This is a genomic window from Sulfurifustis variabilis, from assembly GCF_002355415.1.
Lineage (GTDB): Bacteria > Pseudomonadota > Gammaproteobacteria > Acidiferrobacterales > Sulfurifustaceae > Sulfurifustis > Sulfurifustis variabilis.
Genome location: NZ_AP014936.1, coordinates 291442 through 316561, shown reverse-complemented (window position 1 = coordinate 316561; position 25120 = coordinate 291442). Strand labels below are relative to the sequence as shown.

The window sequence follows — 25120 nt, the reverse complement described above, 5'->3', positions numbered from 1 at the left end:
CGAACCGAGCCCCTCTCTGCGGAAATCTGCGATGACCCGGTGGACCCCAGTACGTCGGATCCTGCTCGGACTGCCCGCCGCGATGCTGATCGCGTCGTGCGCCACGCTCGAAAAGCAGATCGGGAGGCCCGAGGTGAGCATGGGCGGCGTGCGGATCGTCGACATGTCGCTGGCCGGCGCCCAGCTCGCCTTCGATCTCGACATCCGGAACCCCAACCCCGTCGGCCTTTCGCTGCGGGGGCTGAGCTACCGGCTCGCGATCCAGGACAAGCCGCTCTTCGACGGCAACCAGAGCAACACGCTGAGGATCGGCGCCAACGGGACGTCGCGGGTCACGCTGCCGTTCACGCTCCGTTACGAGGACGTGCTCGGCAGCCTGGCGGCCCTTCGGAGCAGCCAGGAACTTCGCTACCGGATCAGCGGAGAGGCCGATTTCGGGTTAATCGCCCTTCCCTACGCCAAGGCCGGGAGCTTCAGCCTGCCGAAGCTGCCCGACGTGTCGGTGCAGAGCCTGCGCGTGAACCGTATCACCCTGAGCGGCGCCGAGCTGGCGCTCGGCCTCAAGGTCAGCAACGCGAACGCCTTCCCGGTGCGCCTCAACGAGGGAATCCGCTACGAACTGAAGCTCGCCGATGCCTCGCTGATCCGCGGCGAGAGCGCCCGGCCGCTCTCGGTCGGCGCGCGGAACAGCGACACGCTGCTGCTCGCCGTGGCGGTCGACTACGCGCGCCTCGGGTCCGTCGCGCAGCAGCTGCGCAGCGCCCGTTCGCTCCCGATCGAGCTCCGCAGCCAGGTGAGGTTGCCGGGATCGAAGGGCGATGCCGTAGTGCCCTATCACTGGAAGGGAACCGTGCCCCTCGCCCGTTGAATCCCCAGGCGGACTCCGGATCGGACGGCCGCCCGCTAGTGCGGGCTGAGCACGACCTTGACGCAGCCCTCGTGCTTGTCGCGGAACATCCGGTACGCGTCCGGGGCGTCGTTGAGGCGCATGCGATGGGTGATCACGAACGACGGGTCGACGTCTCCGTCCTCGACGTGCTTGAGCAGCTTCGGCGTGAGCGTCGGGACGTGCGTCTGGCCCATCTTGAACGTGAGCCCCTTGCCGAAGGCGGCGCCCAGCGGCATCTTGTCGATGATCCCGCCGTACACGCCGGGAATCGACACCGTGCCGCCCTTGCGGCAGCTCAGGATCGCCTCGCGCAGCGCGGTCGGACGGTCGGTCTGGAGCCGGATCGATTGCTTGATCGCGTCGTACCAGCCGGTCATGCCGAATCCGTGCGCCTCCATCCCGACGGCGTCGATGCAGGCGTCCGGTCCGCGGCCGCCGGTGAGCTCCCTCACCTCCTCCAGCACCGACGCGCTCGCGTAATCGACGATGTCGGCCCGCCCGTCGGTGTGCTCGCGCACCATGTCGAGCCGCTCCGGCACGCGGTCGATCGCGATGACGCGCTCGGCCCCGAGCAGCAGCGCGCTCTGGATCGCGAACTGCCCGACCGGTCCGCAGCCCCAGACGGCGACCACGTCGCCGGGTTCGATGTCGCAGTTCTCCGCCGCCTGGTAGCCGGTCGGAAAGATGTCGGAAAGAAACAGCAGCTTGTCGTCGCCGATCGTCTCCGGAACCTTGAGCGGCCCGGAGTCGGCGAAGGGCACGCGCACGTATTGCGCCTGGCCGCCGGCGTAGCCGCCGAGCATGTGCGAGTAGCCGTAGAGGCCGCCGCCCGCGTAGCCGTAGAGCTTCTCCGTCATCCAGGCGTTCGGGTTCGAGTTGTCGCAGAGCGAGGCCTGGCCGTGCTCGCAGTAATAGCAGCGGCCGCAGGAAATCGTGAACGGCACCACCACCCGGTCCCCGCGCGCGATCGTCTTCACCTCCGGACCGACCTCGACCACCTTCCCCATGAACTCGTGCCCGATGATGTCGCCCTTCTTCATCGTCGGGATGTAGCCGTTGTACAGGTGCAGGTCCGATCCGCAGATCGCGGTGCTGCTCACCTCGACGATCGCGTCGTGCGGGTTGAGGATCGTGGGATCGGGGACGCTTTCCACGCGCACGTCCTCCGGCGCATACCAGCATACGGCTTTCATCGCGCGTCTCCTTCGCTGTTCGCGCCTACCGGCCGCGGCCGGCAGGCTGTCCCTCGGTGGTCGGGATTTCGCCCGCCTCCATCACGTGCTTCAGCCGCCGCATCTCTTCCTTGAGCGTCTGGCGGGTAAAGGGGTACATCGCGGCGCCGACCGCGACGCCCACGATCGGCCGGTACTCCATGCGCACGTGCACCTCCGTGCCGCGGGCGCCGGGGGCGGCCCTGAAGCGCACCTCCCCGCTGTGCTGGATGCTGCCGTCGGGGACGGAGCGCCAGCGGATGAGCTCGTTGGGCTTGTCCTCCGTGATCTCCGAATCCCATTCGAGCGTTCTTCCGGTCAGCGCGGTCTGGGCGGTCCAGTGCGAGCGCGTCGGGCTCTCCTGCTTCACGGACCGCAGGTGCCGCATGAACCGCGGCAGGTTCTCGAGCTGCCGCCAGAACGCGTACACCTCTTCCGGCTTGCGGTTGATCGTCACGGCCTGCTCGATCTCGATCGGGGCGTTCGCCCGGTCGATGCCGATGCGTTCGTAGAGATACGAATGACCGCGGGCGCCGCGGTAGACGAGTATCGCGCCGACACCGACGAGGGGAGTCCGCGCCCAGGAGCGCCGCGACAGTCCGGACAGCGCGAGCAGGGCGCCGCCGGCGACCGACACCGCGCGCTCCACGGCGCCGATGTTGACCGCGGCGGACACCGCGTGCCGGCGGGCGGGCCGCCGCACCGCCTCCGGCTCTGTACCCCGACGGGCGGGCGCGCCCGCCGGCTCTCGCATGGCGGCTTCGCCGGGCGTCTGCGCCGGAACGGGCCCCGGTCGGCCCGCCCGCGTAAAGGGCTCCTCGGTTCTCCTCGGCATGGCCACCACCTCCGTGCAGGTTGGCTCGAATTCGTCGCGTCGTTTCTTTTTGTCAGGCGCGAATGCCAGAGTTCCCGCTTGCCGCGTGTCCGCGATCTTCCGCAACGGAATGTCCCCGGATGCCGCGCGGTGGCGTGTCGCGAACCGGGGTCGCACAATCGCCGACGCGGCTCCCCCGTCGCGCAAGCGCGGTCAGGCGTGCGATGCGCACGCATCCGGGCAAAGGACGGCATGACCGATGGACTTCGTGACCGATCGCCTCGCGCTCGGGAACGCGGCGGACGCCGCCGGCCCGCCGGCGGCCGTGACGGCCCTGCTGTGCGTCGCCGCGGAGCTCGACGCACCGCCCGCGGGGCTGCGCTTCCACAAGGTCCCGATCATCGACTTTCGCCCCATCCCCGCCCCGCTCCTCGCGGAGGCGGTCGACTGGATCGAGGCGCAGGGTCCCGCGGAGCGGGTGCTCGTCTACTGCAACGCCGGCGTCGGCCGCTCCACCTCGGTGGTGGTCGCGCACCTGTGCGTCGCGCAGGGCATGGGCTTCGGGCAGGCCGTCGAGTTCGTCGCGCGCCGGCGCCCGCACATGTCGATCCTGCCCGGCCTGCTCACCGCGATCGACCGGGTGCGCGCCTCACGCCAGCGCTAGTCCTCGGCGGGCCACTCGGGCACGCCGCACTCCGGGCAGCGCAGCTCGAGCTCGCCGATCAGGTTGCGCATGCGGGCGTGATCGGGACGCTCCTGGTCGAACCGGCCCTCGAGCACGCCGAAGGCGTCGAGCACGAGCACGGTCGGCACGCGCTCGACGTACCGGCGCGTGGCCGAGCCGTCCGCGTCGATCAGGACCGGAAAAGGCAGACGCGCATCAAGGGACTTCGGGACCACGGCGAGCACTTCGGCGTTGGTGGCGCGGTAGGCGTCGTACTCCCGCGCGAATTCGTCGAGCAGCGCGGCGCGGCTCCCGGCGAAGACGAGGACGAGCGGGCGGTACTGCTTGTAGCTCCACGTCGACACCGCGCGGCCGCGGGCGTCGGGCAGCGACAGAACGGGGATCTCTCGATGCAGTGAGAGCATGGCGGCGCTCCTTGCCATGGAGGAGCCCGGAATTATACGCCGCCGGTTCCGCCGCTCCCGCCGGCGCGCCGTCGGGAGCGGACCGGGGCGTTACTTGCAGGTCCTGATGCCGAGCGGGAGGTACATGGGGCACCACCCGATGAGGGCGGTCACGAGGGGAACGAGACCGATCCAGCCCCATGCGGTCTTCGGACCGATGAAGACCAGCGAGATCAGCACCAGGCCCACTATGCCCCGAAGCACCCGATCCGCGGTGCCCATGTTTCTCGTCATTGTCGTTGTCTCCGATATTGGGAAATGGCCGTCATACTAAGCGGCCTTCCGTTCGCGTTTCTTGATCCCCGTCAACCCGGCCCGCCCGCCCAGTCGAACCACAGCGGCAGCGTGAACAGACTGAGCAGCGTCGTCGTCGTGAGGGCGGCGGCGTAGACCCCGGCGTTCAGGCCGTAGCGGTCGGCGAGCACGATGCCGAGCACCATGCTCGGCATGGCCGCCTCGAGCACGACGGCGATGCGCATTTCCCCGGCCAGCCCGAGCGCGGTCGCCGCGCCGAAGACGATGAGCGGCATCACGAAAAGCTGGATGACCGCGACCGGGATCACGAGCGGCAGGTGCCTGAGCTGTCCGAAGCCCTGCCGGAGCGCCATCCCCACGGACACGAGCATGAGCGGCACGACCGCCGCTCCCATGAGACGCAGAAAGCCGTCGATCCATTCCGGCACCGGGACGCCCCCGAGGTTGAACGCGAGCGCCGCCAGGGCGGCCCAGAACGGAGGCACGGTGAACAGGACCTTCAGCGGATTCTCGCGTCGCCCGCCGGCGCCGTGGGCGCTCGCGATCAGGATGCCGACGGAGAGGAGGAGCGGCGTGCAGGCGAAGAGGTCGTACTGGATCGCCACCGTGCGCGCCCATGCGCCCAGCGTGTTCTCGAGCACCGGGAGGCCCAGGTAGGTGGCATTCGGCCAGGACGCGGCGAGGATCATGGCGCCCGCCGTCCGCGGGTCGGCGCGGCATACGCGGCACGCGAGGAAGCTCACGGCGAGCGCGCCCAGCACCCCGCCGGCCGCCGCGAGGACGATCTTGACGGTGTCGACGCCGAGCGGGGCACGCCACAGCACCACCAGCACGAGCGCGGGCAGGAAGAGATAATAAACGGAGCCGACGAGGACTTTGCGCGACGCCTCGGTCTCCAGGCGCCCGGGCTGCCACCACGACCAGAGCAGGCCGACGCCGATCAAGGCGAACATCTGGAGCAGCACACCCAGCATGGCGTCTACCGTCCTCCCCGGATAGATGCACCGGCATTGTAGGTGTGTCGCCCTGCGACCGCCATGCGCTTCTCCGGCGCGCGTCAATAACCACGACGATGCACGCCGGTGCCAGGCATGCCGGTTCGGCTTTACGATATCGGCTCCGACGTACGCTCCGGCGCCTCGTCTCGGGGCGCCTTTCCCGTGCCGACGACGAACGAGGGACTCCTCATTTGAAGGAGCGCGTCCTGCCGCACCAGTTTCTCGCGCAAGCGATCGAGCTCATCGACTCGCTGCGCCGCGTCGCCGACGCGCACCGCTCCTGGGCGCTCGAGGCCCACAACCTCCTGCTGCACGGCGATCCGGCGCCGCCGCCGGGCGAGCACGAGTGCGACTTCGGCCGCTGGTACGCGGACGCGTGCGCGCACAGCGAGCTGAAGGGAAACGCGCTGCTCGCCGCGATCGCCCCGCGGCATCGGTCGGTGCACCAGGCGGCGCAGTCGATGTGGGAGGCGCGCCGCAGCGGCCGCGTGCTGCCGCTCGCCGCCTACCGGCTCTTCCACGAGAGCATCCGTCGTTTCGACCAGTCCGTGCAGCAGCTCGAGCGCGATCTCTGGGTCGAGGTCTGCCTCGTCGATCCGCTGACGGGCCTGCGCAACCGCGCCATGATGATGGCGGAGCTCAACGACGAACGGCAGCGCGCGAAGCGCGAGGGCCGCCCCTGCTCGATCGCGCTCTTCGACATCGACGACTTCAAGGGGTTGAACGACCGGCACGGTCACCTGATCGGCGACCGCCTGCTGGTCCTGGCCGCCGATCGCATCCTTCGGCGCATGCGCACGTACGATCGCGCATACCGCTACGGCGGCGAGGAGTTCCTCGTCTGTCTGCCGGACACCGATCTCGCCCGGGGCGGAGCGATCGCCGAGCGACTGCGCGTCGAAATCGCGCGCGAGCGCCTCCACGTGGACGACCAGGCGGTCGGCATCACGGTCTCCGGCGGGCTCGCACCGCTCGACGGAAGCCCGAGCGTCGAGGAGGCGATCGCTCGCGCGGACCGCGCGCTCTACACCGCCAAAGGCGCCGGCCGCAACCGCGTCGCCGTGTGGCGAGGCATGGAAAAACCCGGCGACAAGTGACCGGTGACGAGTCCGGGTGCGCGCTTCGCGCTCATCGACTGATCACTCATCCCGTTGCGCTTATCACTGTCCTTGCAGGGCGAACGGCAGAACCAGCGGGATGCTGACGAAGGCGGCGAGGTTGCCGATCAGCACGATCGAGGCGACCTTTCCGGGCTCCTGGCGATAGCGTTCCGCGACGAGGTAGTTGAGCACGGCGGGCGGCAGCGCGCCGAAGAGGAGGAGCAGGCTGTCCTGCAGGGGCGTCAGGTCGAGGAACGGGCGCACGGCGAGCACGACGAGCAGTCCCGTGACCGGACACAGCACCGCCCCGAGGAGGCCGAGGCGCCACTGGCGCAGATCGATGTCGATCATGCGGGTGCCGAGCGCGAAGAGCAGCAGCGGAATGGACGCCTGCCCGATCATGTCGATCGTGATCTCGACCGGTTCCGGCAAGGCGAAACCGGAGATGCTGAACAGCAGGCCGGCGATGGTGGCGACCACGATCGGCTGCTTCAGCACGTCGAGCCAGTGGGCGCGGTGGTCCATGAGCCAGGTCCCGAGGGTGAAGTGCAGGCCGTTCTCGACGATCAGCAGCATGACCGCGGCCGGCAGCGCCTGCGGCCCGAAGGCGAACACCGCGAGCGGCAGCCCCATGTTGCCGGAGTTGTTGAACATCATCGGCGGCACGAGCGTCTTCGCCTGGACGCCGGCGAGCCGCGCGACGGGGAGCGCGAGCAGGCCGGAGCCCAGGATCACGAGCGTCGCGCCGAGCGCGAGCCCGCCGTAGGCCGCGACGTCGAAGCTCTCGGACGACAGGACGCTGAACAGGAGGGCGGGCAGCAGCACGTCCATGTTGAGCTGGTTCACGGTCGTGAGGTCCGGGCGCTTGAGGCGCCCGTAGACGTAACCGGCGGCCACGATCGCGAAGACCGGGAAGACGATTCCGAGGATGCGTATCAGCAGCATGCGGCGGGCGTGGCCGGGCGCGTTTTCAACAGGCGAAAAGCAGGACACGCACGGGGCTGGTCCTCTCGGACACGGGCGGGAATGGGCGCTTCACGCATGCTGGTACAATCGCCGCATTATGGGGAGGCGCCGCTTCCCCGCACAAGCAGATCGACGCCATGACACGCAGCGCCCGTCTCGCGCAGGGCTTCTCGAACGTGGGCCACAGCTACGCCCACATCATGATGCTGCTCTATCCGACCGTCGTGATCGCGCTCGAGGCGGAGCTCCGCATGTCCTACGGCGAGCTGCTCATGCTCATGCTGCCGGGGAACCTGCTCTTCGGCGCGGCGGCGCTGCCGGCCGGCTGGCTCGGCGACCGCTGGAGCACGCAGGGCATGATGGTGACCTTCTTCGTCGGCATGGGCGCCGCGGCAGTATTGACCGGCTTCATGTCCACTGCTTCCGGGCTCCTCGTCGGCCTCACTCTCATCGGCCTCTTCGCCGCGATCTACCACCCGGTGGGCATGAGCTGGCTCGTGCGCAACGCCGAGAACCGGGGAAAGGCGCTCGGCTTCAACGGGGTGTTCGGCAGCCTCGGCCTCGCGAGCGCCGCGCTCATCGCCGGCGTGCTCACCGACGCGATCCACTGGCGCGCGGCGTTCATCGTGCCGGGCGTCGTCTCGATCGCGACGGGTCTCGCGCTCCTCTTCTTCATCCGCTCCGGACTCGTGCACGACCGCCATCCGGAGGCGAAGCCCAAGACGGCGCCGCCGCATCGCGGCGCGATGGTGCGCGCCTTCGTGGTGCTGTCGGTGACGATGCTCTGCACGGGCCTCGTGTACCAGTCGATGTCGACCGCCTTCCCGAAGGTGCTCGCCGAGCGCCTGCCGGATCTGACCGGCGGCACGGCGGCGGGCGCGGGCGTGATGGTCTCGATCGTGTACTTCCTCGCGATGGGGCTGCAGCTCCTCGGCGGCCATCTGGCGGACCGCCACTCCATGCGCAACGTCTACATCCTCACCTACGCGCTCCAGGTCCCGCTGCTCGCGCTGGCCGCCTACGTGAGCGGCCTGCCCCTCTACTTCGCACTCATGGCGACCGCCCTCCTCGGCACGGTCACCATCCCGGTCGAGAACTCGCTGCTCTCGCACTACTCGCCCGCGAAGTGGCGCGGCACCGCGTTCGGCGCCAAGTTCGTGCTGGCGCTCGGCGTGAGCGCGCTCGGCGTACCCATCGTGGCCGGCATCCACGCGGCGACCGGCGAGTTCTACTGGTACTTCGTCCTGCTCGCGTCGCTCGCGATCGTCGTCGTGGTCGCCGGGTGGCTGCTCCCGCAGGACAAACCCGCGCGGGTGACGGGACCGGCGGTGACCGTCGACCGTGCAACGTGACGAGTGCCCGGTCGACGTGCGCGCAAGCGCGCGTCACTGACTCCGCCGAGCCCGCCACGCGACACCGGTCACTGCCCGCTTACCAAGTGGAGGTGGTGCCATGGATGCACGGCGATCGGCGGGACGTTTCCCGCGACCGGGAGGTGAGGACGGCCTGACGACGGACGACCGGTTCCATCGCGAGGAGGTGCAGCTTGCCAATCGCAACCGCGGCATGCCGCTCGAGGGGCTGCGGTATCCGGTCACACCGAGCGGGATGCATTACCTGCTCGTCCATTTCGATATCCCGCACATCGACGTGCGGTCGTGGCGCCTGCGGATCGGCGGAGCGGTGCGCCTGCCTCTCGCGCTGACGCTCGACGAACTGAAAAAACGCCCCGTCGTCACCGTGCCCGTCACCATGGAGTGCGCGGGCAACGGGCGCGCGCTGCTCGAACCGAGGCCGGTCAGCCAGCCGTGGCTCGTCGAGGCGGTGAGCACGGCGGAGTGGACGGGCACCCCGCTGCGCGGGCTGCTGGACGAGGCCGGGTTGCGGAACGAGGCGGTGGAAATCCTCTTCACCGGCCTCGATCGCGGCGTGCAGGGCGACGAGGTGCAGCACTATCAGCGCAGCCTGAGCGTCGCCGAGGCCCGGCGCGAGGAGGTGCTCCTCGCCTACGCCATGAACGGCCGCCCGCTCGAGCCGCAGCACGGCTTCCCGCTGCGACTGCTCGTGCCGGGCTGGTACGGCATGACGAGCGTGAAGTGGCTCGACCGCATCGACGCGGTCGTCGAGCCGTTTCGCGGCTACCAGATGACGGGCACGTACCGCTACTCCCGGTCCGCGGACGACCCCGGCGACCCGGTGACCCTGATGCGCGTTCGCGCCCTCATGATCCCGCCCGGCATCCCGGACTTCCGCACGCGCGTGCGGCTGGTCGCGGCGGGGGCGGTCACGCTCGCGGGGCGCGCATGGGCGGGTCGCGCGGCCGTGGCGCGCGTGGAGCTCAGCACCGACGGCGGCGACACCTGGTCGCCGTGCGCGCTCGACGAGCCCTTCTCGCCGCACGCCTGGCGCGGCTGGACCTGCGAATGGAACGCGACGCCCGGCCGGCATGCGCTCTGCGTGCGCGCGACGGACAGCGAGGGAAACGTACAGCCGACCGCGCAATACTGGACCCGCCAGGGGATGGGCAACAACATGGCCCAGCGCGTCGAGGTGCTCGTGGAATAGCGGAGGCCGGGCACGACCGGACCGACATGGCTCCCTACGACGACATCGCCGATCTGCCGCCCCGCGTGCGCGCGCACCTGCCGGGACACGCGCAGGAAATCTACCTCGCCGCCTTCAACCACGCCTGGCAGCAGCACGCCGACGAAGCGCGACGCGAGGAGATCGCGCACCGCATCGCCTGGGCGGCGGTGAAGCGCGTCTATGAAAAGACCGGTGACCGGTGGGTCCGCAAGTGATCCGCTTCCCGGGCCGGTCCCTGCTCACCTCCGCCCGGCACTCGCGCCTTCCGGCGTGACCGCCTCGCCCGGCCGGGCGAACCGGCGCCTTGCCCACGGCGCCCGCTCGAGCGCGAGTCGCCCGATCCAGATAGACATTGAGCCCCGCGAACACGAGGTTCCAGTACACCACCTGCATGAAAGGCTGCGGCTGCGCGTAGAAGTACGGCACGAGACAGCCGCGCCAACGAGCGAGAGCAGTCTGAGCCACAGGACATCGCGCACGAAGTACGCACCCAGGTAGAGGAGATTGGCGAGGTTGAGCAAGAGGTCCATCGGCTGGCCGTCCCGAGGGCGCCAATCTGGCGGCCGGAGGTTTCACCGGAATTTCGGCGGCTCGCGGTTTTGTATCCGATTGTTGCGGACGATCGCCTGCCTGCCGCGGGCGCCGCGCAGTACAATGGCGCGATGATCGACCCCCGCACCGAGCTCGCGGCCGACGAGATCGAGCACCTCTACGAAGCGGCCATCGCGCTCGCCGACGAGGCGCGCGAGATCATCCAGGGCGCGCTCGCGGCCGGCTTCAGCGTGAAGCACAAGCCCGACGGCACGCTCGTCACCAGCACGGACATCCAGGTGGAGGAGCGGCTGCGCGCGGCCATCGAGGAGCGCTTCGCCTGCCACGGGATCATCGGCGAGGAGCTGCCGGCGCGTCATCCCGACTCCGCGCTCCAGTGGATTCTCGACCCGATCGACGGCACCGAGGACTTCGTGCACCGCGTGCCGACCTTCGGGACCATCCTCGCCCTGCACTACAAGGGCGAGCCGATCGTGGGCATCCTCGAGCACACCGCGCTCGGCCTGCGCGCGAGCGCGGCCTACGGCCACGGCACCTATTACCGCTGCCAGCGCTCGCGCCTCGCCGACCTGCCGCCCGAGGTCGGGGACGACCGGGCCCGGGTGATCCTGTCGGCGCGCGGCAACTTCATCCGTTACCGCGACGAGGGCGCCACCTTCGACGCGCTGGCCCGGACGTTCCCCAACCACCGCATCTACCGTTCGTGCTACGGCCACACGCTGGTCGCGACGGGCGCGGCCGACGCGATGGTGGATTTCCACGACAGCCTCTGGGACCTCGCCGCCGCGCGCATCGCGGTCGAGGAGGCCGGCGGCGCCTACCGCACGGTGCGCGAGTTCGAGCTCCCGGGCGGTCAGCGCATCTACAGCAGCGTGTTCGGCAAACCGGCGCTCGTGGAACGCATCCTCGCCGTCATCGGAGCCGCCGGGCCCCAGCCTTGACGCAGCGCGACGCGCCCGCTCGGCGCATCGCCCCCTCGTTCCCGCCTCGAGAACGGCGCGCAGTGGCCGCGAGGCGGGCGCATGGTCCCCGCGGTCGGGCGACTCTATAATCTGCGCTTCGCGATCCCGCGGAGGACTCACTCATGCGTTTGCGTTTCGCGCTCGCTCTCGTCGTGCTGCTCGCGCTGTCCGGCTGCGGATACAACACGCTTCAGCGCAACGACGAGCAGATCAACGCGGCCTGGTCCGAGGTGCTGAACCAGTACCAGCGCCGCGCCGACCTCGTGCCCAACCTCGTGAACGTGGTCAAAGGGTACGCTGCGCACGAGCGCGAGGTGCTGACCCAGGTCACCGAGGCACGCGCGCGCGTGAGCCAGATCCAGGCGACGCCCGAGCTCATCAACGACCCGGAGGCGTTCCGGCGGTTCCAGCAGGCGCAGGGCGAGATGACGTCGGCGCTGTCCCGGCTCCTCGCGGTCGTCGAGAACTACCCGCAGCTCAAGGCCGACGCCGCGTTCCGCGACCTGCAGGCGCAGCTCGAAGGCACCGAGAACCGGATCGCCGTGGCGCGCAACCGCTACATCAAATCGGTGCAGGAGTACAACGTCACCGTGCGGTCCTTCCCGAGCAATCTCACGGCGATGCTGTTCGGCTTCGAGACCAAACCGAATTTCACGGTGGAGAACGAGCGCGAGATCGCGCGCCCGCCGAAGGTCGATTTCGGCGCCGGGCAGCCGGCGCCGCCGCCCAACGTCCCGAGCGAATACTCGCGCTGATCCGCCGCGCTTGATCGCCCCGCGCGCGCCATCGGTCCGTCTCCTCGCGCGCGCCGTCGCGGCGGCGCTCCTGCTCGCGCTTCTCGCGCCGGCGGGACACGCCGATGTCGCGGTGCCGCCGTTCCAGGCGCGCGTCACCGACCTGACGAATACCCTCACGCGCGCGCAGCGCGAAACCCTGGAGCGCGAGCTCGCCGCCTTCGAGGCGCGCAAGGGATCGCAGATCGCGGTGCTCATCGTGCCCACGACGGAGCCCGAAACCATCGAGCAGTACGGCATCCGCGTGGCGGAGGCGTGGAAGCCCGGCCGGGCGGGGATCGACGACGGCGTCCTGCTGCTCGTCGCCCTCGAGGACCGGGCGCTGCGCATCGAGGTGGGGTACGGACTCGAGGGAGTGATACCGGACGCGGTGGCGAACCGCGTGATCGAGGAAGTCATCGTGCCGTTCTTCAAGCAGGGCGATTACTACGGGGGCATCGCCGCGGGCGTGAACCGCATCGTGCGGCTGATCGACGGCGAGCCGCTCCCTCCGCCGGAGGCGCGCGACACCTCGTGGTCGCGCTGGGAGCAGGCGTTGCCCTTCGCCTTCGTGGCCGTGTTCGTGCTGGGCGGGATCCTGCGCGCCGTGCTGGGGCGCTTCGTCGGCGCGCTCGCCGCCGGCGGCATCACGGCCGTCGTCGTGTGGATCATCGTCGGCTCGCTGATCGCCGCCCTCCTCTTCAGCCTGTTCGTCTTCGTCTTCACGCTCGTCGGCGGCGTGCGCACCCGGCGCGGCGGCTACGGCGGATGGTCGAGCGGCGGCTACGGCGGAGGGGGCGGATTCGGCGGGGGCGGAGGCGGTTTCGGCGGCGGAGGCGGGGGCGGATTCGGCGGGGGCGGGGCATCCGGTCGATGGTGATGGACGTGCGCAGGCTGATACGGCATCTCCTCGTGCCGCCCTGGCGGGTGCGGCGGGCGTTCTCGCCCGCGACGATGCGGGCGATCGAGCAGGCGATTCGCGCGGCGGAGGCCACGCACGAGGGCCAGATCTGCTTCGCCGTCGAGGCGGCACTCGAGCTCGGTTCGCTGATGCGCGGACAGTCGGCCCGCGCGCGTGCGCTCGAGGTCTACTCGCAGCTGCGCGTCTGGGACACCGAGAAGAACGACGGTGTCCTGATCTACGTGCTGCTCGCGGACCACGACGTGGAGATCCTCGCCGATCGCGGCCTGAACGCGCGCGTGGATCCCGGCGAGTGGGAGCGTATCTGCCGCGCGATGGAAGCGGCCTTCCGCGAGGGCCGGTTCCACGACGGCGCGCTCGCGGGGATCGAGGCGGCCCGCGCGCTGCTCGCGCGCCACTTCCCGCGCAGCGGCCCGGGCGCGAACGAGATCAGCAACAGACCGGTGATACTGTGAACCGATCACCACTCCATATTGTGCTTTTGCGGCAACGCCGGTACATTTCGTCGTGCTTTTCTCCCCGGAGCGACAAACAAAAAGAATGGCCGCGGTGCCGGTGGCGGGTCCCGCTGTGATCGACGCGCGCGTGGTGGAGACCATCACGCGCCACCTGGAGTCCCTGCGCGGCACGGTCGAGGGCGGCGAGCTCTATGGCCTGATCAGCCGGGTGCTGCGCAAGCACCGCCGCCTCGGCAACATCACCGGAGAGTGCCTGAGCGAGCTGCACGGGCAGCTCGAGGCCTACGCGAACGACCCCGTCACGCTCCCCGGCATGCGCATTCGCGCACGACTGCTCCAGCAGCACATCAGCCCCTACCTGCCCGACTTCGACGACCCGTCCCCCTCTCCGGCGTACGCGAGCGAGCGGCTGCCGGAACCGCCGGGCGGATTCGAGGACGCCCCGATCATCGAGGAGGTGACGCTCGGCCTGCCTGCGGCCACCCCGCCGGCGGCCGAGGCCCCGAACGAAGCCCCGCTCGAGGGCGTGATCGAACGGCCGTCCGAGCAGTCCGAGCAGTCGACCGCGGAACGCACCGAGAAGTACCAGGCACTGCTGCGTTCCGAGAAGGACGCATGGCAGGCGATCTACGGAACCGTGAAGGACTACCACAAGCTCAAGCAGGCGTGGATGAAGAGCCTGGACGAGCTCGCGCGCCAGCGGGACGCGCTGGAGGACAAGCTTCTGAAGACGAGCGAGCACCTGAGCGTGCTCGAGGCGGAGCGCGACAAGCTGCGCACCGATCTCGAGAAGACGCGCACCGAGGCGGCCAAACGGCCGCGCCTGCTGCCAACGCCGCGGGCTTCGCGCGCCAACGGGCGGACCGGCGCGCTGCCGCGGCGCGAGGCCTTCGTGCGGGAGGTGGAGACGGAGATCAAGCGCATCAAGCGCTCCGGCTCTTCGCTCGCGCTCGGTCTGATCGCCATCGAAGGGCTGGAGCGCGTCGCCGAGGAGCACGGCGCGGAGGCGTCCGAGGCGGTACTGCGCTGCTACGCGGTGGAGATCCTGTCGAACTTCCGGGCCTACGACCGCGTAGCGCTCTACGACCGCGACCTGTACGCCGTGATGTTCCCCGATACGCGCAAGGACGGCGCGCAGCGCGCCCTGGAGAAGGCGCACAAGCGCGCGACCGAGACCCACGTCGCGCACGAGGGCCGGAGCTTCCCGCTGCCTCCCTTCGTCGGCGTGCTCGTGCTCTACGCGGCCGGCGAGGACGTCGCGGCGTTCGTCGCCCGGGCGGACGACGCGCTCGCCCGGGCGCGCGAAAGCGGTCAAACCGGCATCGTGCCCGCCTGAGCGGCGCCCCGGCGCCGCCGCGTCCCGCCTACCTCGACACGTCCGCCCGATCGGGCTCGGCGGGCTTCGCCGGAGCGCCCCGGTCGTCGATCAACGCCTTGAACCGGCGCGCGTATTCGGGCCCGCGCGCCTCGTCCTCGTGCTTGAAGTAGACGTACGCCTGCGCCCAGCCCTGCCCGCGCACGCGCCGCGCCCAGTCCGCAAGCGCCGCCTCGCTGTAATCCGCGCGTCGCAGACGCAGATAGCCCCAGTCCGCGGTCGCCGCCAACGGCGGCGTCTCCGCGTCGTCGACGTCGGCGAGGCAGAGCGCCGCGTTGTGGGCCTCGAGCAGGACGTACACGGCCTCGTCGAGCCACGAGACGTGGCGAAACTCGAAGGCCGCGCGCGCCCCGCGGGGCAGCGCCGCCAGCACGCCCTCGAGCCGCGGCAGGTCGCGGTGAAAGGACGGGGGCAGCTGAAACAGCGCGGCGGCGAACCGGGGACCCAGGCGCCCCACCCGCTCCATGAAGGCGCGCGCGTCCTCCGGCTTGCCGAGGCGGTAGTCGTGCGTGATCCGCCGAGGCGCCTTGAAGGCGAAGGCGAAATCGCCCGGTACCCGGGCCGCCCAACCGTCCAGCATCTCGACGGAGGGAAAGCGGTAGAAGCTCGCGTTGATCTCCACCGTGTCGAAGCGCTCGGCGTAGTAGCCGAGCATGTCGGCGGCAGGAAGGCGCGGCGGATAGAAACGGCCCTTCCAGGCCGCGTAGCTGTATCCGCTGGTACCCACGTGCGGTGTCATGCCTCAAGCCCGCGCTCGCGTTCGCCTAAAGACCGGTACCAATGGCGCCCCGACCGGCCGCTTCACTAGCATCTGTCGAAACACCGTGGAGGCACTGCCATGCTCCTCCTGCGTCTCATCGCCGCTGCGCCGGCGGTCTTGCCGTTGACCCTCCACGCCGAAACGAGGCAGGCGGTCCTCTCCGGCCTCGACGAGGTGCCGGCCGTTTCGACCGCGGGAACGGGCAGTTTCACGGCGGACATCGATGACGCCGCCGGCACCGTGCGCTACGAGTTGAGCTACCGCGGTCTCGAGGGCGCCGTGCAGCAGGCGCACATTCATTTCGGCCAGCCCGGCGTGAACGGCGGCATCGCCGTCTTTCTCTGCTCCAACCTCGCCAACCCGCCGCCCGGCACCCCGGGCTGCCCTGACCCGGGAGGCACGGTGCGCGGCGTATTCCAGGCCGGGGACGTCATCGGGCCGTCGACACAGGGGATCGCGAGCGGAGAGCTCGATGAGCTCGTCGGGGCCATACGCGCCGGCGCCGCCTACGTGAACGTCCATTCGACCCTCGTTCCCTCGGGCGAGATCCGCGGCCCGCTTCGCTGAGGCGCCAAAACAAAACCCCGCCGCAGCGGGGTCAAAAACGAATCGGGGTCAGCCGGTGGCCGGCTCTTCGGCGGTAACGGGGCGTTCCTCGGCCGGCGCCTTAGGCTTCGGCTTCCTTTCGGTCCGTGCCCGCTCGATGGCCGCGTCCGCTTCCCGGCGGGCCCGCTCTTCGTCCGTTTCCTTCCTTCCGAAACGCCAGTACTCGTAGCACATGGCTGCCTCCTGCGCCTGAGCGCTACCTGGTGGGATGACCGGCGGGCACGCCCCAACGGCGGCATACCGCCTCAAGCCGATGGACCTGACCGCCTTGGCACAGTTCCGGGCGATTTCGAGCGTTGGGTATTTAAATGGTTAATCGAAAATGCGCGCCGCGCGCTCGTCGATCGACACTCGGCATCGAGCATTCGATATCCGTTCCTACGCCACACCGTGCTGCTTGAACCAGGCGAGCATGCGCCGCCACCCGTCCTCGGCGGGCTCCTTGCGGTAGCTCGGCCGGTAATCGGCGAGGAACGCATGCGGGGCATCCGCGTAAACTACGATCTCCGATTTTCCGCCCGCCGCCTTGATCGCCGCGCGCATGCGCTCGACGGTATCGAGCGGGATGCCCGCATCGGCGCCGCCGTAGAGGCCGAGCACGGGTGCCTCGAGCTCGCCGGCCAAGTCCAGCGGATGGCGCGGCGTGCGCTCGTTCGCCTCGGAGGTCAGCCGTCCGTACCAGGCGACGCCGGCCTTGAGCTTCGGGTTGTGCGCGGCGTAGAGCCAGACGATGCGGCCGCCCCAGCAGAAGCCGGTAATACCCTGCCGTCCGGCGTCGCCCTTGTCGCTCTTCGTCGCCCAGGCGAAGGTCGCGTCGATGTCCGACAACACCTGCTTGTCCGGCACCTTCGATACCACTTTGGCCAGGATCTCCTTGACGTCGGGCATCTTCGATACGTCGCCCTGGCGCGCGTAGAGCTCCGGGGCGACCGCGAGGTAACCCTGCTTGGCGAGCCGGCGGCAGACGTCCTTGATGTGCTCGTGCACGCCGAAGATTTCCTGCACCACCACGACGGTCGGAAAACGCGTGCCCTTTGCGGGCATCGCGCGGTACGCGGGGATGGCCCCGTCCGCGACGGGGATCTTCACCTCGCCGGCGGTCAGCCCCGCCGTGTCCGTCGTGATGGCCGTCTGCGCCGCGATCGGTTTCACCGCGAGCGCGAAACCGGAGGCGAGCATCGTCATCACGAAGTGGCGGCGCGTGAAGGGCACCACCGGCGACAGGCTTTTCAGTTCTTCTTCGAATTCTTTTTCCATGTGGGCGGCTCTCGGGATCGGGCGGAACGCCGATACTACCACGCGCCCCTCGGGGGCCCGACGGCAATACCCCTTTGGTCATCGGCGTTTTCACGGGCCGGTTTGCCATATAGATTTTTTTGCATCCGCCCGCATCGCCGCGGCGGCGCAGGAGAAGAAGAAGCTGGAAGGAGGAGACGACCATGAAGTGCTATACGGTGACCGAAAACGGGATGACGCCCGGAATCGACTTCGTCGACGAGCCCTACCCGCACGTGCCGGTCGGCGACCCGCGCAACGAGCCCGATTTTCGCCGGGTGCAGATCGAGGACGCTCTGGCGAGCAGTTCGACGAACGGCGCGGTGACGAGCTGCTCGCTCGCGCTCGTCCCCAACGACGACGACCGTCGTCGCGCCTCGTATCGGCTCGTGCCACCGACCGGCCGGGACGACGATCAGGCGCTGGTCAAGCTCGAGGCGCGCGCGGCGCCCGGCTGCCGCACCTGGTACAACCCGCCGCGCGAGACGCTGACGGTCGCGAAGGGCTGGATTCCCGAAGGGGGCAGCGGTCCTCGGGTCCGCACCCCGGTCGAGATGATGGTCCTGAGAAAGGGCGGCGAGATCGGCGTGTACGAGACGAACCGCAGCGACCCGCAGGGCCGCCTGAAGTTCAGGGTGCGCTTCGACGGCGCGGAGCTCGCGCTCGCGTCCTGATCCGGTTGTACGAAGAGCGCGCGGCTGTCGGGGCATGGAGCTCCGCCGCGTCCGGGCGAGGGGCCCGGTCGCGCGCAGCCCGATCGCCGGAAGAGGCGCGGCATGCCGGGTCTGCGAGGCCGGCGCCCGGGATCGTTCGCATCGGTCTCCGGGAGGTCGGGCCGCGCCGTGCAGGCACGGCCTTTCAATCACTTAAGGCGTCCCGGCCGCAACGGTTGACCGGGCGGGCGCCGATACCAAAAGATAGCGGTCCCTTTGCCCGCAGGGCTCTCGCATGTCGGTCAAGTACCCCATCGTCGCGGTCAGCGGCTCCTCGGGCGCGGGGACGACGACCGTACGCCAGGCGTTCCAGGACATCTTCCGCCGGGAAGGGCTGAGCGCCGCGTTCGTCGAGGGCGACGCCTTCCTGCGCTACGGGCGCGACGAGATGAACGCCTTCATCGCGCGCACATTCAAGGAAGGGCGCATGGTGAGCCACTTCGGCCCGGAGGCGAACCTGCTCAGCGAGCTCGAGGCGTTGTTCCGCGAGTACGCCGAGCACGGCACGGGAAAGATCCGGCATTACGTCACCGAGGACACCGGCGACCGCTTCGGGCGGGCGCCGGGGACCTTCACGCCGTGGGAGCCGCTCCCCACCGGCACCGATCTCCTCTTCTACGAAGGGTTGCACGGCGGCGTCGTGGCGCGCACGTGGACCCGGCGGCAGATGAGCCCGTCGCACAACCCCTGGGTCATCGAGCGGCGGCGGCGGGACGGCGACGGCGGCGTGGACGTGGCGCAGTACGTGGACCTGCTGATCGGCGTCGCCCCGGTCGTCAACCTCGAGTGGATACAGAAGATCCACCGCGACACGCGCATCAAGGGGCATACGCCCGAAGCGGTCACCGACACCATCCTGCGCCGCCTGCGCGACTACATCCATTTCATCGTGCCGCAGTTCACCATCAGCGACATCAACTTCCAGCGGGTGCCGGTCGTCGACACCTCGAACCCCTTCATCGCGCGCGACGTCCCCTCGGCGGACGAAAGCGTCGTCGTCATCCGCTTCCGCGAGCCGCAGAAGTTCCACTTCCCCAACCTGCTGAAGCGCCTGCACGGCTCGTTCATGTCGCGCCCCAACACCATGGTGGTGCCGGGCGGGAAGATGCAGATGGCGCTCGAGGTCATCTGCACGCCGTTGATTCACGAGCTCTGCGAAAAACGGCGGCACGAAGAGGCATCCTGACCGCGTGGCCCTGCCGCGCGCGGGGCTACGCCGTGGCGCTCCACTTCGCTTCCGCGCGGCGTTAGAGTAGGCGCCGTTCCCGACAGAGATTCTCCAGTGCCGCGTCCGCGACGTCCGGCCCTGTTCCGCCTGCTGCTGTCCCTGGACCGCCTGCCCCTTTTCGTTCTCGGTGCCGGCCTGCTGCTCTCGCTCGCCGTCGCCTGGCTCGCTGTCGCCGGCGTGGCCGAGGGCGAGCGGCGCTATTTCAGGGAGGCGGTCGATCGCACCACGGCCGCGATCGTCGAGCGCGTGGAGAGCACGTTCGACGCGCTCTACGCGGCGCGCGGTCTCTTCTATGCGAGCGCGGCGATCAGCCGCGCCGAGTTCCAGCGCTACGCCGACGCGATCGGCCTGGGGCAGCGCTATCGCGGCATCCGAAGCATGGGCTTCGCCGTGCGCGAAGAACGGCGCGGCCGCTGGGCGCCCGGCGCGGTGCGCACGCCCGGGCCATGCGACGCGCCGGCCGCGCCGGCCCGGGCGGACGGGCGCGAGCGCTTCGCCGTGATCTTCATCGAGCCGTTCGCGGCGGGCCTCCCGTCGCTCGGGAACGATCCCCGCGACCAGGTACCCTGCGCCGAGGCGATGGACCGCGCGCGCGACACCGGCCAGCCGGCCGCGACGGAGCGCATCGCCTTCGCGGACGACGGCGGGACCGCGCCCGGCTTCATGCTGTTCCTCCCGCTCTACGAATCGGGGCGACCGCTGCGCACGGTGGAGGAGCGCCGGGCCGCCCTGCTCGGCTTCGTCTTCGCCACCGTCCTGCCCGGAGACCTGCACCGCGCGATCGAGTGGCGCGAGGGGCTTCCCACCATCGACATCGATTTCCGCCTGTACGACGGGCCGGTCGTCGAGGAGTCGCGCCTGCTGCTGGGCGACGAGGCGGGACGGCGGCTGCTCGCCGACAGTCCCCCGCGTTACCGCGAAACCACGCAGATCCAGCTGGCCGGGCGGACATGGACGCTCGCCTTCGCCTCCCTGCCGTCGTTCCAGGACCCGATCGACCGGCACCTCCCCTGGGTGCTGCTGGTGGTGGGCGCGGTGGTGAGCGTCACCGCGTACCGCGTGATGCTCGTGCGCGGATGGCACGCCGCCGAGCGCCGCCGCCATACCACCGCGCTCGAATACCAGGCGACGCACGATTCGCTGACACAGCTCGTCAACCGCGACGCGCTCCACGCCCGCCTGGAAGAGCTGATGCGCGAACAGCCGGGTCGCCGGCTCGCGCTGCTCCTGATCGACCTCGACGGGTTCAAGGAGATCAACGACACCCTGGGGCACCAGGCGGGAGACCAGCTGCTGCGCCAGATCGGACCGCGGTTGCAGGCGTTGCTGAGCCCGGATCACCTGCTCGCGCGCCTCGGCGGCGACGAGTTCGCCCTGCTCGTCTGCCCGGTCGCCGATCGGGCGCAGGCGGTCGATTGGGCCGGCCGCGTGCTCGCCGAGATCCAACGGCCCTTCGGGCTCGCGGAGCTCACGGTACAGATCGACGCCAGCGTCGGCATCGCCCTCAGCCCGGACCACGGGCGCGATCCGACCACCCTGCTGCGGCGGGCGGATGTCGCGATGTACGTCGCGAAGAAGAGCCACGAGGGACACGCGGTATACGACCCGGACCAGGACGTCTACAGCCCGCGCCAGCTCGCGATCCTGAGCGATTTCGCCACGGCCATGACCCGGGACCAGCTCGTGCTGCACTTCCAGCCGAAGCTTCGCCTGCGCGACCGGCGCACGATCGGCGTCGAGGCCCTGGTCCGGTGGCACCATCCCGTCGACGGGCTCATCATGCCCGCCGACTTCTGCCCCAAGGTCGAGCGGAGCACGCTCGTGCGCCCCCTGACGCACTGGGTCGCCGAGCATGCGGCGGCGCAATGTCGGGCGTGGCGGGCGGAGGGACTCGGGCTCGACGTCGCCTTCAACATCTCGGCGCGCAACCTGCTCGACAGCGCGCTGCCCGACGACATCGCCGAGGTGCTGGAGCGTTATCGCGTGCCGGCCGCGAACATCGAGGTGGAGATCACCGAAAGCGCGCTCATCACGGATCCGGGGCGCGCGCGGGAAACGCTGATGCGGCTGCATGCGCTCGGGGTTCGCATCGCGATCGACGATTTCGGCACGGGGTATTCCTCGCTGGCCTACCTGAAGCGCCTGCCCGTGTCCTCGCTCAAGATAGACGCCTCGTTCGTGCGCGACATGGCGCACGACGACAACGACGCGATTCTCGTTCGCTCGACGATCAACCTCGCGCACAACCTGGGGCTGCAGGTGGTGGCGGAAGGGGTCGAGAGCGTCGAAGTGCTGGAGCTCCTGGAGCAGGCCGATTGCGACCTCGTTCAGGGCACCCTGCTGTGCGCGCCGCTTCCCGGCGGCGAGCTGCGGCGCTGGCTCGCCGGTCACGGGCACGCGCGCGCCGTGTTTGAGCCGGTCGGAGGTTGAGATCGGCAAAACGCGGGAACGCGACGTGCGCGTCGTCGGATCGGACGCTAGCGGCGCGCGGGTTCGAGGGTCGCGTCGAGGTTCAGGCTGTCGCAGAAGTCCGTGAAGTCGTCGCGCAGCCGGCCGATGTGCAGGTCGGCGGGGATGCTGACGTTCATGCTGATCGAGATCATGGGCGCGCCGGTGTTGTTCGCGGCGTAGGTCCAGGTGCTGAGCTCGTCGATGTTGATGTCGCGGGAGGCGAAGAAGTCGGCGATATCGAAGAGGATGCCGGGCTGGTCCAGCGCCGCGACGTCGACGACGTAGGGCAGCATGTCCTGGCGCGGCGTGCGCGCCTCGGTGCGCCGCGCGGTGATGTCGAGCTCGAGGCGCTTGCCGATCGTCGGCACCTGGCTCTCGAGCTTGGCGACGGCGTTCCAGGTGCCGGTGGCGAGCAGGGTCAGCACGAACTCGTTGCCGAGCACGGTCACGCGCGAGTCGGCGACGGAGCACCCGAGATCCGCGATCGACTTCACGAGGTCGCGCAGTATGCCGGGGCGGTCCGTGCCGAGGGCGCAGATGACGATGTGCTTCTTCATGCCGGAAGATCAGCCGGGGGCGGGCCGGTTCACGGGGCGCGCAACCACCGGTCCATCGCCTCGTAGGCCGCTTCGTTGAACCCGCCGCTCGAGCCCATCAGGAGCGCAGGCGGGCGCGTGGCCATCAAGTGCTCGATCGCACGACCCGTCGCGACCTTGCTGTGCTCCCACGGGCGGAGCTCGCCCGGCCAGGCGGCCAGCAGCGCCGCGCTCAGCGCCGCCATGCCGCCGAACCTTTCCCGGCCGGCCGCCTCGATCTCGATCTCGAAGTGGCGAACGCGGGACCCCTCGAAAACGAAGACGGAACGGTCGATCGCCAGCTCGCCGACGACCGCCCGCTCGCGGTCGACGATCTGACGCCGCGCCCGTTGCGTCAGCCGCTCCTGGATCGGCAGCAACCCCAGCGATTCGAGCGCCGGCTCCGGCTCGTGCACCGCGGGCGGCGTCGCGCCCTCCGCGACCGGCGCCCCGTAGCGGCGCAGGAGGCCGGCGATCTCCGCGAGGCCGTCGGCCGACCACGGACGTTCCACTTCCAGCCGTTCGATGGCGCCCGCGACGCGCCGCGACTTCCCCTTCAGCCCCAGTACCGAGGTCCAGTTCACCCGGCGCAGCCGCAGCGCCAGGTCCGCGGCACGGAGGGCGTGCGACCGGGTGTCGAAATAGATGTCGCGGATGCTCTGCTCCGTCATCGGGACGAGCGTGAGGCCGGCCAGCTCCCCGGTGGCCGCAATTCCCTCGAGGATCTCCTCGGTCCTGTCGGAGATCACGACGAGCTTGGACTCGATCTCGATGTCTTCGGTCGGGTTCATGGAAAAGGGCAGGACGCTGGTGGATGTTGAATCCTGAATGCCGAATCGTCGTGGGCGTCGCGCGCCCCGGTAATCCAACATGGACGCATCAAACCTTCAACTTTCTTCCTTCTTGTCGAGCAGGTCCTTGAGGCCGGCGAACGGGCTGTGGGTGGCCGGCTTCGCCTTCGCCCGGGCCGTGAGGCCGAAGGCCGCGCCCGCGCCGCGCACCAGGTGCGAGTATTTCTGGTGTTCCCAGTCGTGGCAGTACAGACAGAGGTTTTCCCAGTTGCTGCCGTCGGGCGGGTTGTGGTCGTGGTTATGGTCCTTGTGGTGCACCGTCAGCTCGTGGAGGTTCTCGCGCGTGAACTCGCGCCCGCAGCGAGCGCACACGTGCGGGTGCAGGCGCAGCGACTGCTCGCGGTAGCCGAGCATGCGCGCGTCCGCCTCCTTGCGCGCCCGCGCGACGATCCGGTCGAGCTTCTCGGAATTGATCGAGCCGCCCGGCGGTTTGCGCGGCCCCTGTCGTGTTGCCATCGATCCTGCTCCCAATGCCGGCAGGTTACCGGCAGCGTGCAGGTCGCTGCAACCGGCTTGAAGCCGTCGGCGTCGGGCGGCTACACTCGGTGCATGCACGAAGCCGCACACCGAGTACCGCGCCCCCGGGGAGGTTCCGCCGTCCGGCGGATGGCGCGCGCCTGTGTGCCTGGAGTCGTCTGACCCGTACCGTTCCCGATTTTCGACACCACGAGGCCACAGGACACCGTTCTGTGGCCTTTTTCGTTTCAAGGGAGTAATGCGATGTCCGCCCCTGCCGCCTATCTCGCGGTCGCGCTGATCTGGTCCACGACGCCGCTCGCCGTCAAGTGGAGCGCCGAAGGAGCCGGTTTCCTGCTCGGCGCGGTCGCGCGCATGGGCCTGGCGGCCGTGTTCTGCCTGGCGCTCGCGCGCGGGCTGAGGATCCGGCTGCCCTTCGACCGCGCGGCGCGGCGCACTTACGCGGCCGCCTCGATCGCGGTGTACGGCGCGATGCTGTGCGTCTACTGGGCTTCGCAGTACGTCCCCTCGGGACTGATCGCGGTGCTCTTCGGGCTCACGCCGTTCGTGACCGCGCTGTTCGCGCGCTGGCTGCTCGACGAACGCGGCCTCACGCCGACGAAAGCGGGTGGGCAGATGCTCGGGCTTCTCGGTCTCGTCCTGATCTTTCACGAAGGCTCGCTGCTCGGTCCGCGCGCGGCGGAGGGGATCGCCGTGCTGCTTTTCGGGATCGCCATCAACGCGCTGAGCCTCGTGCTGGTGAAGCGCGCGGGAGGCGGCCTGGCGCCGCTTTCGGTGACGACCGGGGCCCTCGTGTACGCCGCGCCGCTCTTCCTCGCGACCTGGCTCGTGTTCGACGGCCGCGCACCGGCGGAGGTATCGGTACCGGCGCTCTGGTCCATCCTCTACCTGGGCCTGGTGGCCTCCGCGCTCGGCTTCACGCTCTTCTATTACCTGCTCAAGCGCGCGCCTGCTGGCGCGGTCGCGCTGCTGACGCTCGTCTCGCCCGTCCTCGCGCTGCTGCTCGGTCACGTGGTGGACGGCGAGCCCGTGACGGCCGCGGTCTGGTCGGGGACGGCGCTCGTGCTCGGCGGCCTCGCCGTTCACCAGTGGGGGGCGCATCTCCCCGCCCTCGTGCGCGCGGCCGTCGACCGGGCGGGAGCCCGGCGTCGCGAGGCGCCCGGCGCGGAAGCTTCCGGACGGCATCGGGAATAAT

General features: G+C 69.8%; 28 protein-coding genes. 16 read left to right on the top strand and 12 right to left on the bottom strand.

Features of this window, described 5'->3' with window-relative positions:
- The first annotated feature begins 31 nt into the window (after window positions 1–31).
- Window positions 32–868, top strand: a complete 837-nt coding sequence (locus SVA_RS01545; protein ID WP_096457819.1) for an LEA/WHy family protein — start codon at window positions 32–34, stop codon at window positions 866–868.
- A gap of 35 nt (window positions 869–903) precedes the next feature.
- Here SVA_RS01545 and SVA_RS01540 read toward each other — a convergent pair whose 3' ends face one another.
- Both SVA_RS01540 and SVA_RS01535 read right to left on the bottom strand, forming a co-directional pair.
- Window positions 904–2082 carry a zinc-dependent alcohol dehydrogenase gene (locus SVA_RS01540; RefSeq protein ID WP_096457816.1) on the bottom strand — a complete coding sequence of 393 codons (1179 nt, stop codon included), beginning with the start codon at window positions 2080–2082 and terminating at the stop codon, window positions 904–906.
- 25 nt (window positions 2083–2107) lie between these two features.
- Entirely contained in the window at window positions 2108–2935 is an 828-nt protein-coding gene (locus SVA_RS01535; RefSeq protein ID WP_148665346.1) for an SRPBCC family protein, read from the bottom strand.
- 238 nt (window positions 2936–3173) lie between these two features.
- On the opposite strand from SVA_RS01535, the gene SVA_RS01530 reads away from it, so the two are divergent.
- Window positions 3174–3578: a dual specificity protein phosphatase family protein gene (locus SVA_RS01530; RefSeq protein ID WP_096457809.1), complete on the top strand. Its 405-nt coding sequence runs from the start codon at window positions 3174–3176 to the stop codon at window positions 3576–3578.
- Here SVA_RS01530 and SVA_RS01525 read toward each other — a convergent pair.
- From SVA_RS01525 to SVA_RS01515, 3 genes are all read right to left on the bottom strand, one after another.
- On the bottom strand, window positions 3575–4003 hold the full coding sequence (locus SVA_RS01525; protein WP_096457806.1) for a peroxiredoxin family protein: 429 nt from the start codon (window positions 4001–4003) through the stop codon (window positions 3575–3577). The two genes, SVA_RS01530 and SVA_RS01525, sit on opposite strands and share 4 nt — an antisense overlap.
- 90 nt (window positions 4004–4093) lie before the next feature.
- Window positions 4094–4276, bottom strand: coding sequence for a YgaP family membrane protein (locus SVA_RS01520; protein ID WP_096457803.1), 183 nt, complete (start codon window positions 4274–4276; stop codon window positions 4094–4096).
- A 71-nt stretch (window positions 4277–4347) separates the two neighbouring features.
- A complete protein-coding gene (locus SVA_RS01515) occupies window positions 4348–5271 on the bottom strand; it encodes an AEC family transporter (RefSeq protein WP_096457800.1) in 924 nt (307 codons plus the stop codon).
- Window positions 5272–5486: 215 nt separating this feature from the next.
- Between SVA_RS01515 and SVA_RS01510 the strand changes: the two genes are divergently transcribed.
- Window positions 5487–6392: a diguanylate cyclase gene (locus SVA_RS01510; protein WP_169923920.1), complete on the top strand. Its 906-nt coding sequence runs from the start codon at window positions 5487–5489 to the stop codon at window positions 6390–6392.
- A gap of 63 nt (window positions 6393–6455) precedes the next feature.
- Here the strand turns inward: SVA_RS01510 and SVA_RS01505 are convergent, their stop codons facing one another.
- Complete coding sequence (locus SVA_RS01505; RefSeq protein WP_096457794.1) at window positions 6456–7340, bottom strand: AEC family transporter; 885 nt, start codon at window positions 7338–7340, stop codon at window positions 6456–6458.
- Between the two features lie 158 nt (window positions 7341–7498).
- On the opposite strand from SVA_RS01505, the gene SVA_RS01500 reads away from it, so the two are divergent.
- The 8 genes from SVA_RS01500 (at window position 7499) to SVA_RS01465 (ending at window position 14950) form a co-directional block, all read left to right on the top strand.
- Entirely contained in the window at window positions 7499–8713 is a 1215-nt protein-coding gene (locus SVA_RS01500; RefSeq protein WP_096457791.1) for an MFS transporter, read from the top strand.
- 100 nt (window positions 8714–8813) lie between these two features.
- Window positions 8814–9926 (top strand): sulfite oxidase, encoded by a 1113-nt coding sequence (locus SVA_RS01495; protein WP_096457788.1) that lies wholly within the window; start codon window positions 8814–8816, stop codon window positions 9924–9926.
- A 26-nt stretch (window positions 9927–9952) separates the two neighbouring features.
- The gene (locus SVA_RS01490; RefSeq protein WP_096457785.1) at window positions 9953–10162 is read left to right on the top strand and encodes a ChaB family protein; all 210 of its coding nucleotides are present in this window, start codon (window positions 9953–9955) and stop codon (window positions 10160–10162) included.
- Between the two features lie 447 nt (window positions 10163–10609).
- Complete coding sequence (locus SVA_RS01485; RefSeq protein ID WP_148665344.1) at window positions 10610–11440, top strand: inositol monophosphatase family protein; 831 nt, start codon at window positions 10610–10612, stop codon at window positions 11438–11440.
- A 143-nt stretch (window positions 11441–11583) separates the two neighbouring features.
- Complete coding sequence (locus tag SVA_RS01480; protein WP_096457779.1) at window positions 11584–12216, top strand: LemA family protein; 633 nt, start codon at window positions 11584–11586, stop codon at window positions 12214–12216.
- A 10-nt stretch (window positions 12217–12226) separates the two neighbouring features.
- A complete protein-coding gene (locus SVA_RS01475) occupies window positions 12227–13114 on the top strand; it encodes a TPM domain-containing protein (protein ID WP_197703311.1) in 888 nt (295 codons plus the stop codon).
- Window positions 13114–13611, top strand: a complete 498-nt coding sequence (locus tag SVA_RS01470) for a TPM domain-containing protein (RefSeq protein ID WP_096462779.1) — start codon at window positions 13114–13116, stop codon at window positions 13609–13611. Before SVA_RS01475 ends, SVA_RS01470 begins: the two co-directional genes overlap by 1 nt.
- Window positions 13612–13696: 85 nt before the next feature.
- Window positions 13697–14950: a diguanylate cyclase domain-containing protein gene (locus SVA_RS01465; RefSeq protein ID WP_096457776.1), complete on the top strand. Its 1254-nt coding sequence runs from the start codon at window positions 13697–13699 to the stop codon at window positions 14948–14950.
- Between the two features lie 28 nt (window positions 14951–14978).
- Here the strand turns inward: SVA_RS01465 and SVA_RS01460 are convergent, their stop codons facing one another.
- Entirely contained in the window at window positions 14979–15716 is a 738-nt protein-coding gene (locus SVA_RS01460) for a DUF72 domain-containing protein (protein WP_197703310.1), read from the bottom strand.
- Between the two features lie 111 nt (window positions 15717–15827).
- On the opposite strand from SVA_RS01460, the gene SVA_RS01455 reads away from it, so the two are divergent.
- The gene (locus tag SVA_RS01455) at window positions 15828–16316 is read left to right on the top strand and encodes a CHRD domain-containing protein (RefSeq protein WP_096457770.1); all 489 of its coding nucleotides are present in this window, start codon (window positions 15828–15830) and stop codon (window positions 16314–16316) included.
- 48 nt (window positions 16317–16364) lie between these two features.
- On the opposite strand, the gene SVA_RS19630 is transcribed toward SVA_RS01455, so the two are convergent.
- Window positions 16365–16529, bottom strand: coding sequence for a hypothetical protein (locus SVA_RS19630; protein ID WP_169923919.1), 165 nt, complete (start codon window positions 16527–16529; stop codon window positions 16365–16367).
- A gap of 204 nt (window positions 16530–16733) precedes the next feature.
- Window positions 16734–17612 (bottom strand): dienelactone hydrolase family protein, encoded by an 879-nt coding sequence (locus SVA_RS01450; protein ID WP_148665343.1) that lies wholly within the window; start codon window positions 17610–17612, stop codon window positions 16734–16736.
- Between the two features lie 182 nt (window positions 17613–17794).
- Here SVA_RS01450 and SVA_RS01445 point away from each other — a divergent pair, with 182 nt between their 5' ends.
- The 3 genes from SVA_RS01445 (at window position 17795) to SVA_RS01435 (ending at window position 22001) form a co-directional block, all read left to right on the top strand.
- Complete coding sequence (locus tag SVA_RS01445) at window positions 17795–18304, top strand: hypothetical protein (RefSeq protein ID WP_096457768.1); 510 nt, start codon at window positions 17795–17797, stop codon at window positions 18302–18304.
- Window positions 18305–18578: 274 nt separating this feature from the next.
- Window positions 18579–19529, top strand: coding sequence for a phosphoribulokinase (locus tag SVA_RS01440; RefSeq protein ID WP_096457765.1), 951 nt, complete (start codon window positions 18579–18581; stop codon window positions 19527–19529).
- Between the two features lie 96 nt (window positions 19530–19625).
- On the top strand, window positions 19626–22001 hold the full coding sequence (locus SVA_RS01435) for a putative bifunctional diguanylate cyclase/phosphodiesterase (RefSeq protein WP_096457762.1): 2376 nt from the start codon (window positions 19626–19628) through the stop codon (window positions 21999–22001).
- A gap of 47 nt (window positions 22002–22048) precedes the next feature.
- Here SVA_RS01435 and SVA_RS01430 read toward each other — a convergent pair whose 3' ends face one another.
- The 3 genes from SVA_RS01430 to SVA_RS01420 form a co-directional block, all read right to left on the bottom strand.
- On the bottom strand, window positions 22049–22579 hold the full coding sequence (locus tag SVA_RS01430) for a glycine cleavage system transcriptional repressor (RefSeq protein WP_096457759.1): 531 nt from the start codon (window positions 22577–22579) through the stop codon (window positions 22049–22051).
- 29 nt (window positions 22580–22608) lie between these two features.
- Window positions 22609–23388, bottom strand: a complete 780-nt coding sequence (locus SVA_RS01425; protein WP_169923918.1) for a CYTH domain-containing protein — start codon at window positions 23386–23388, stop codon at window positions 22609–22611.
- Between the two features lie 96 nt (window positions 23389–23484).
- The gene (locus SVA_RS01420) at window positions 23485–23904 is read right to left on the bottom strand and encodes a YajD family HNH nuclease (RefSeq protein WP_169923917.1); all 420 of its coding nucleotides are present in this window, start codon (window positions 23902–23904) and stop codon (window positions 23485–23487) included.
- A gap of 264 nt (window positions 23905–24168) precedes the next feature.
- Between SVA_RS01420 and SVA_RS01415 the strand changes: the two genes are divergently transcribed.
- A complete protein-coding gene (locus SVA_RS01415) occupies window positions 24169–25119 on the top strand; it encodes a DMT family transporter (protein ID WP_096457752.1) in 951 nt (316 codons plus the stop codon).
- The last annotated feature ends 1 nt before the right edge of the window (window position 25120 follow it).

Bases quoted from the DNA above. Each gene is read 5' to 3' on its own strand.
- SVA_RS01545 (WP_096457819.1), top strand. From the start codon at position 32: ATGACCCGGTGGACCCCAGTACGTCGGATCCTGCTCGGACTGCCCGCC.
- SVA_RS01540 (WP_096457816.1), bottom strand. From the start codon at position 2,082: ATGAAAGCCGTATGCTGGTATGCGCCGGAGGACGTGCGCGTGGAAAGC.
- SVA_RS01535 (WP_148665346.1), bottom strand. From the start codon at position 2,935: ATGCCGAGGAGAACCGAGGAGCCCTTTACGCGGGCGGGCCGACCGGGG.
- SVA_RS01530 (WP_096457809.1), top strand. From the start codon at position 3,174: ATGGACTTCGTGACCGATCGCCTCGCGCTCGGGAACGCGGCGGACGCC.
- SVA_RS01525 (WP_096457806.1), bottom strand. From the start codon at position 4,003: ATGCTCTCACTGCATCGAGAGATCCCCGTTCTGTCGCTGCCCGACGCC.
- SVA_RS01520 (WP_096457803.1), bottom strand. From the start codon at position 4,276: ATGACGAGAAACATGGGCACCGCGGATCGGGTGCTTCGGGGCATAGTG.
- SVA_RS01515 (WP_096457800.1), bottom strand. From the start codon at position 5,271: ATGCTGGGTGTGCTGCTCCAGATGTTCGCCTTGATCGGCGTCGGCCTG.
- SVA_RS01505 (WP_096457794.1), bottom strand. From the start codon at position 7,340: ATGCTGCTGATACGCATCCTCGGAATCGTCTTCCCGGTCTTCGCGATC.
- SVA_RS01500 (WP_096457791.1), top strand. From the start codon at position 7,499: ATGACACGCAGCGCCCGTCTCGCGCAGGGCTTCTCGAACGTGGGCCAC.
- SVA_RS01495 (WP_096457788.1), top strand. From the start codon at position 8,814: ATGGATGCACGGCGATCGGCGGGACGTTTCCCGCGACCGGGAGGTGAG.
- SVA_RS01490 (WP_096457785.1), top strand. From the start codon at position 9,953: ATGGCTCCCTACGACGACATCGCCGATCTGCCGCCCCGCGTGCGCGCG.
- SVA_RS01485 (WP_148665344.1), top strand. From the start codon at position 10,610: ATGATCGACCCCCGCACCGAGCTCGCGGCCGACGAGATCGAGCACCTC.
- SVA_RS01480 (WP_096457779.1), top strand. From the start codon at position 11,584: ATGCGTTTGCGTTTCGCGCTCGCTCTCGTCGTGCTGCTCGCGCTGTCC.
- SVA_RS01470 (WP_096462779.1), top strand. From the start codon at position 13,114: ATGGACGTGCGCAGGCTGATACGGCATCTCCTCGTGCCGCCCTGGCGG.
- SVA_RS01465 (WP_096457776.1), top strand. From the start codon at position 13,697: ATGGCCGCGGTGCCGGTGGCGGGTCCCGCTGTGATCGACGCGCGCGTG.
- SVA_RS01455 (WP_096457770.1), top strand. From the start codon at position 15,828: ATGCTCCTCCTGCGTCTCATCGCCGCTGCGCCGGCGGTCTTGCCGTTG.
- SVA_RS19630 (WP_169923919.1), bottom strand. From the start codon at position 16,529: ATGTGCTACGAGTACTGGCGTTTCGGAAGGAAGGAAACGGACGAAGAG.
- SVA_RS01450 (WP_148665343.1), bottom strand. From the start codon at position 17,612: ATGGAAAAAGAATTCGAAGAAGAACTGAAAAGCCTGTCGCCGGTGGTG.
- SVA_RS01445 (WP_096457768.1), top strand. From the start codon at position 17,795: ATGAAGTGCTATACGGTGACCGAAAACGGGATGACGCCCGGAATCGAC.
- SVA_RS01440 (WP_096457765.1), top strand. From the start codon at position 18,579: ATGTCGGTCAAGTACCCCATCGTCGCGGTCAGCGGCTCCTCGGGCGCG.
- SVA_RS01430 (WP_096457759.1), bottom strand. From the start codon at position 22,579: ATGAAGAAGCACATCGTCATCTGCGCCCTCGGCACGGACCGCCCCGGC.
- SVA_RS01425 (WP_169923918.1), bottom strand. From the start codon at position 23,388: ATGAACCCGACCGAAGACATCGAGATCGAGTCCAAGCTCGTCGTGATC.
- SVA_RS01420 (WP_169923917.1), bottom strand. From the start codon at position 23,904: ATGGCAACACGACAGGGGCCGCGCAAACCGCCGGGCGGCTCGATCAAT.
- SVA_RS01415 (WP_096457752.1), top strand. From the start codon at position 24,169: ATGTCCGCCCCTGCCGCCTATCTCGCGGTCGCGCTGATCTGGTCCACG.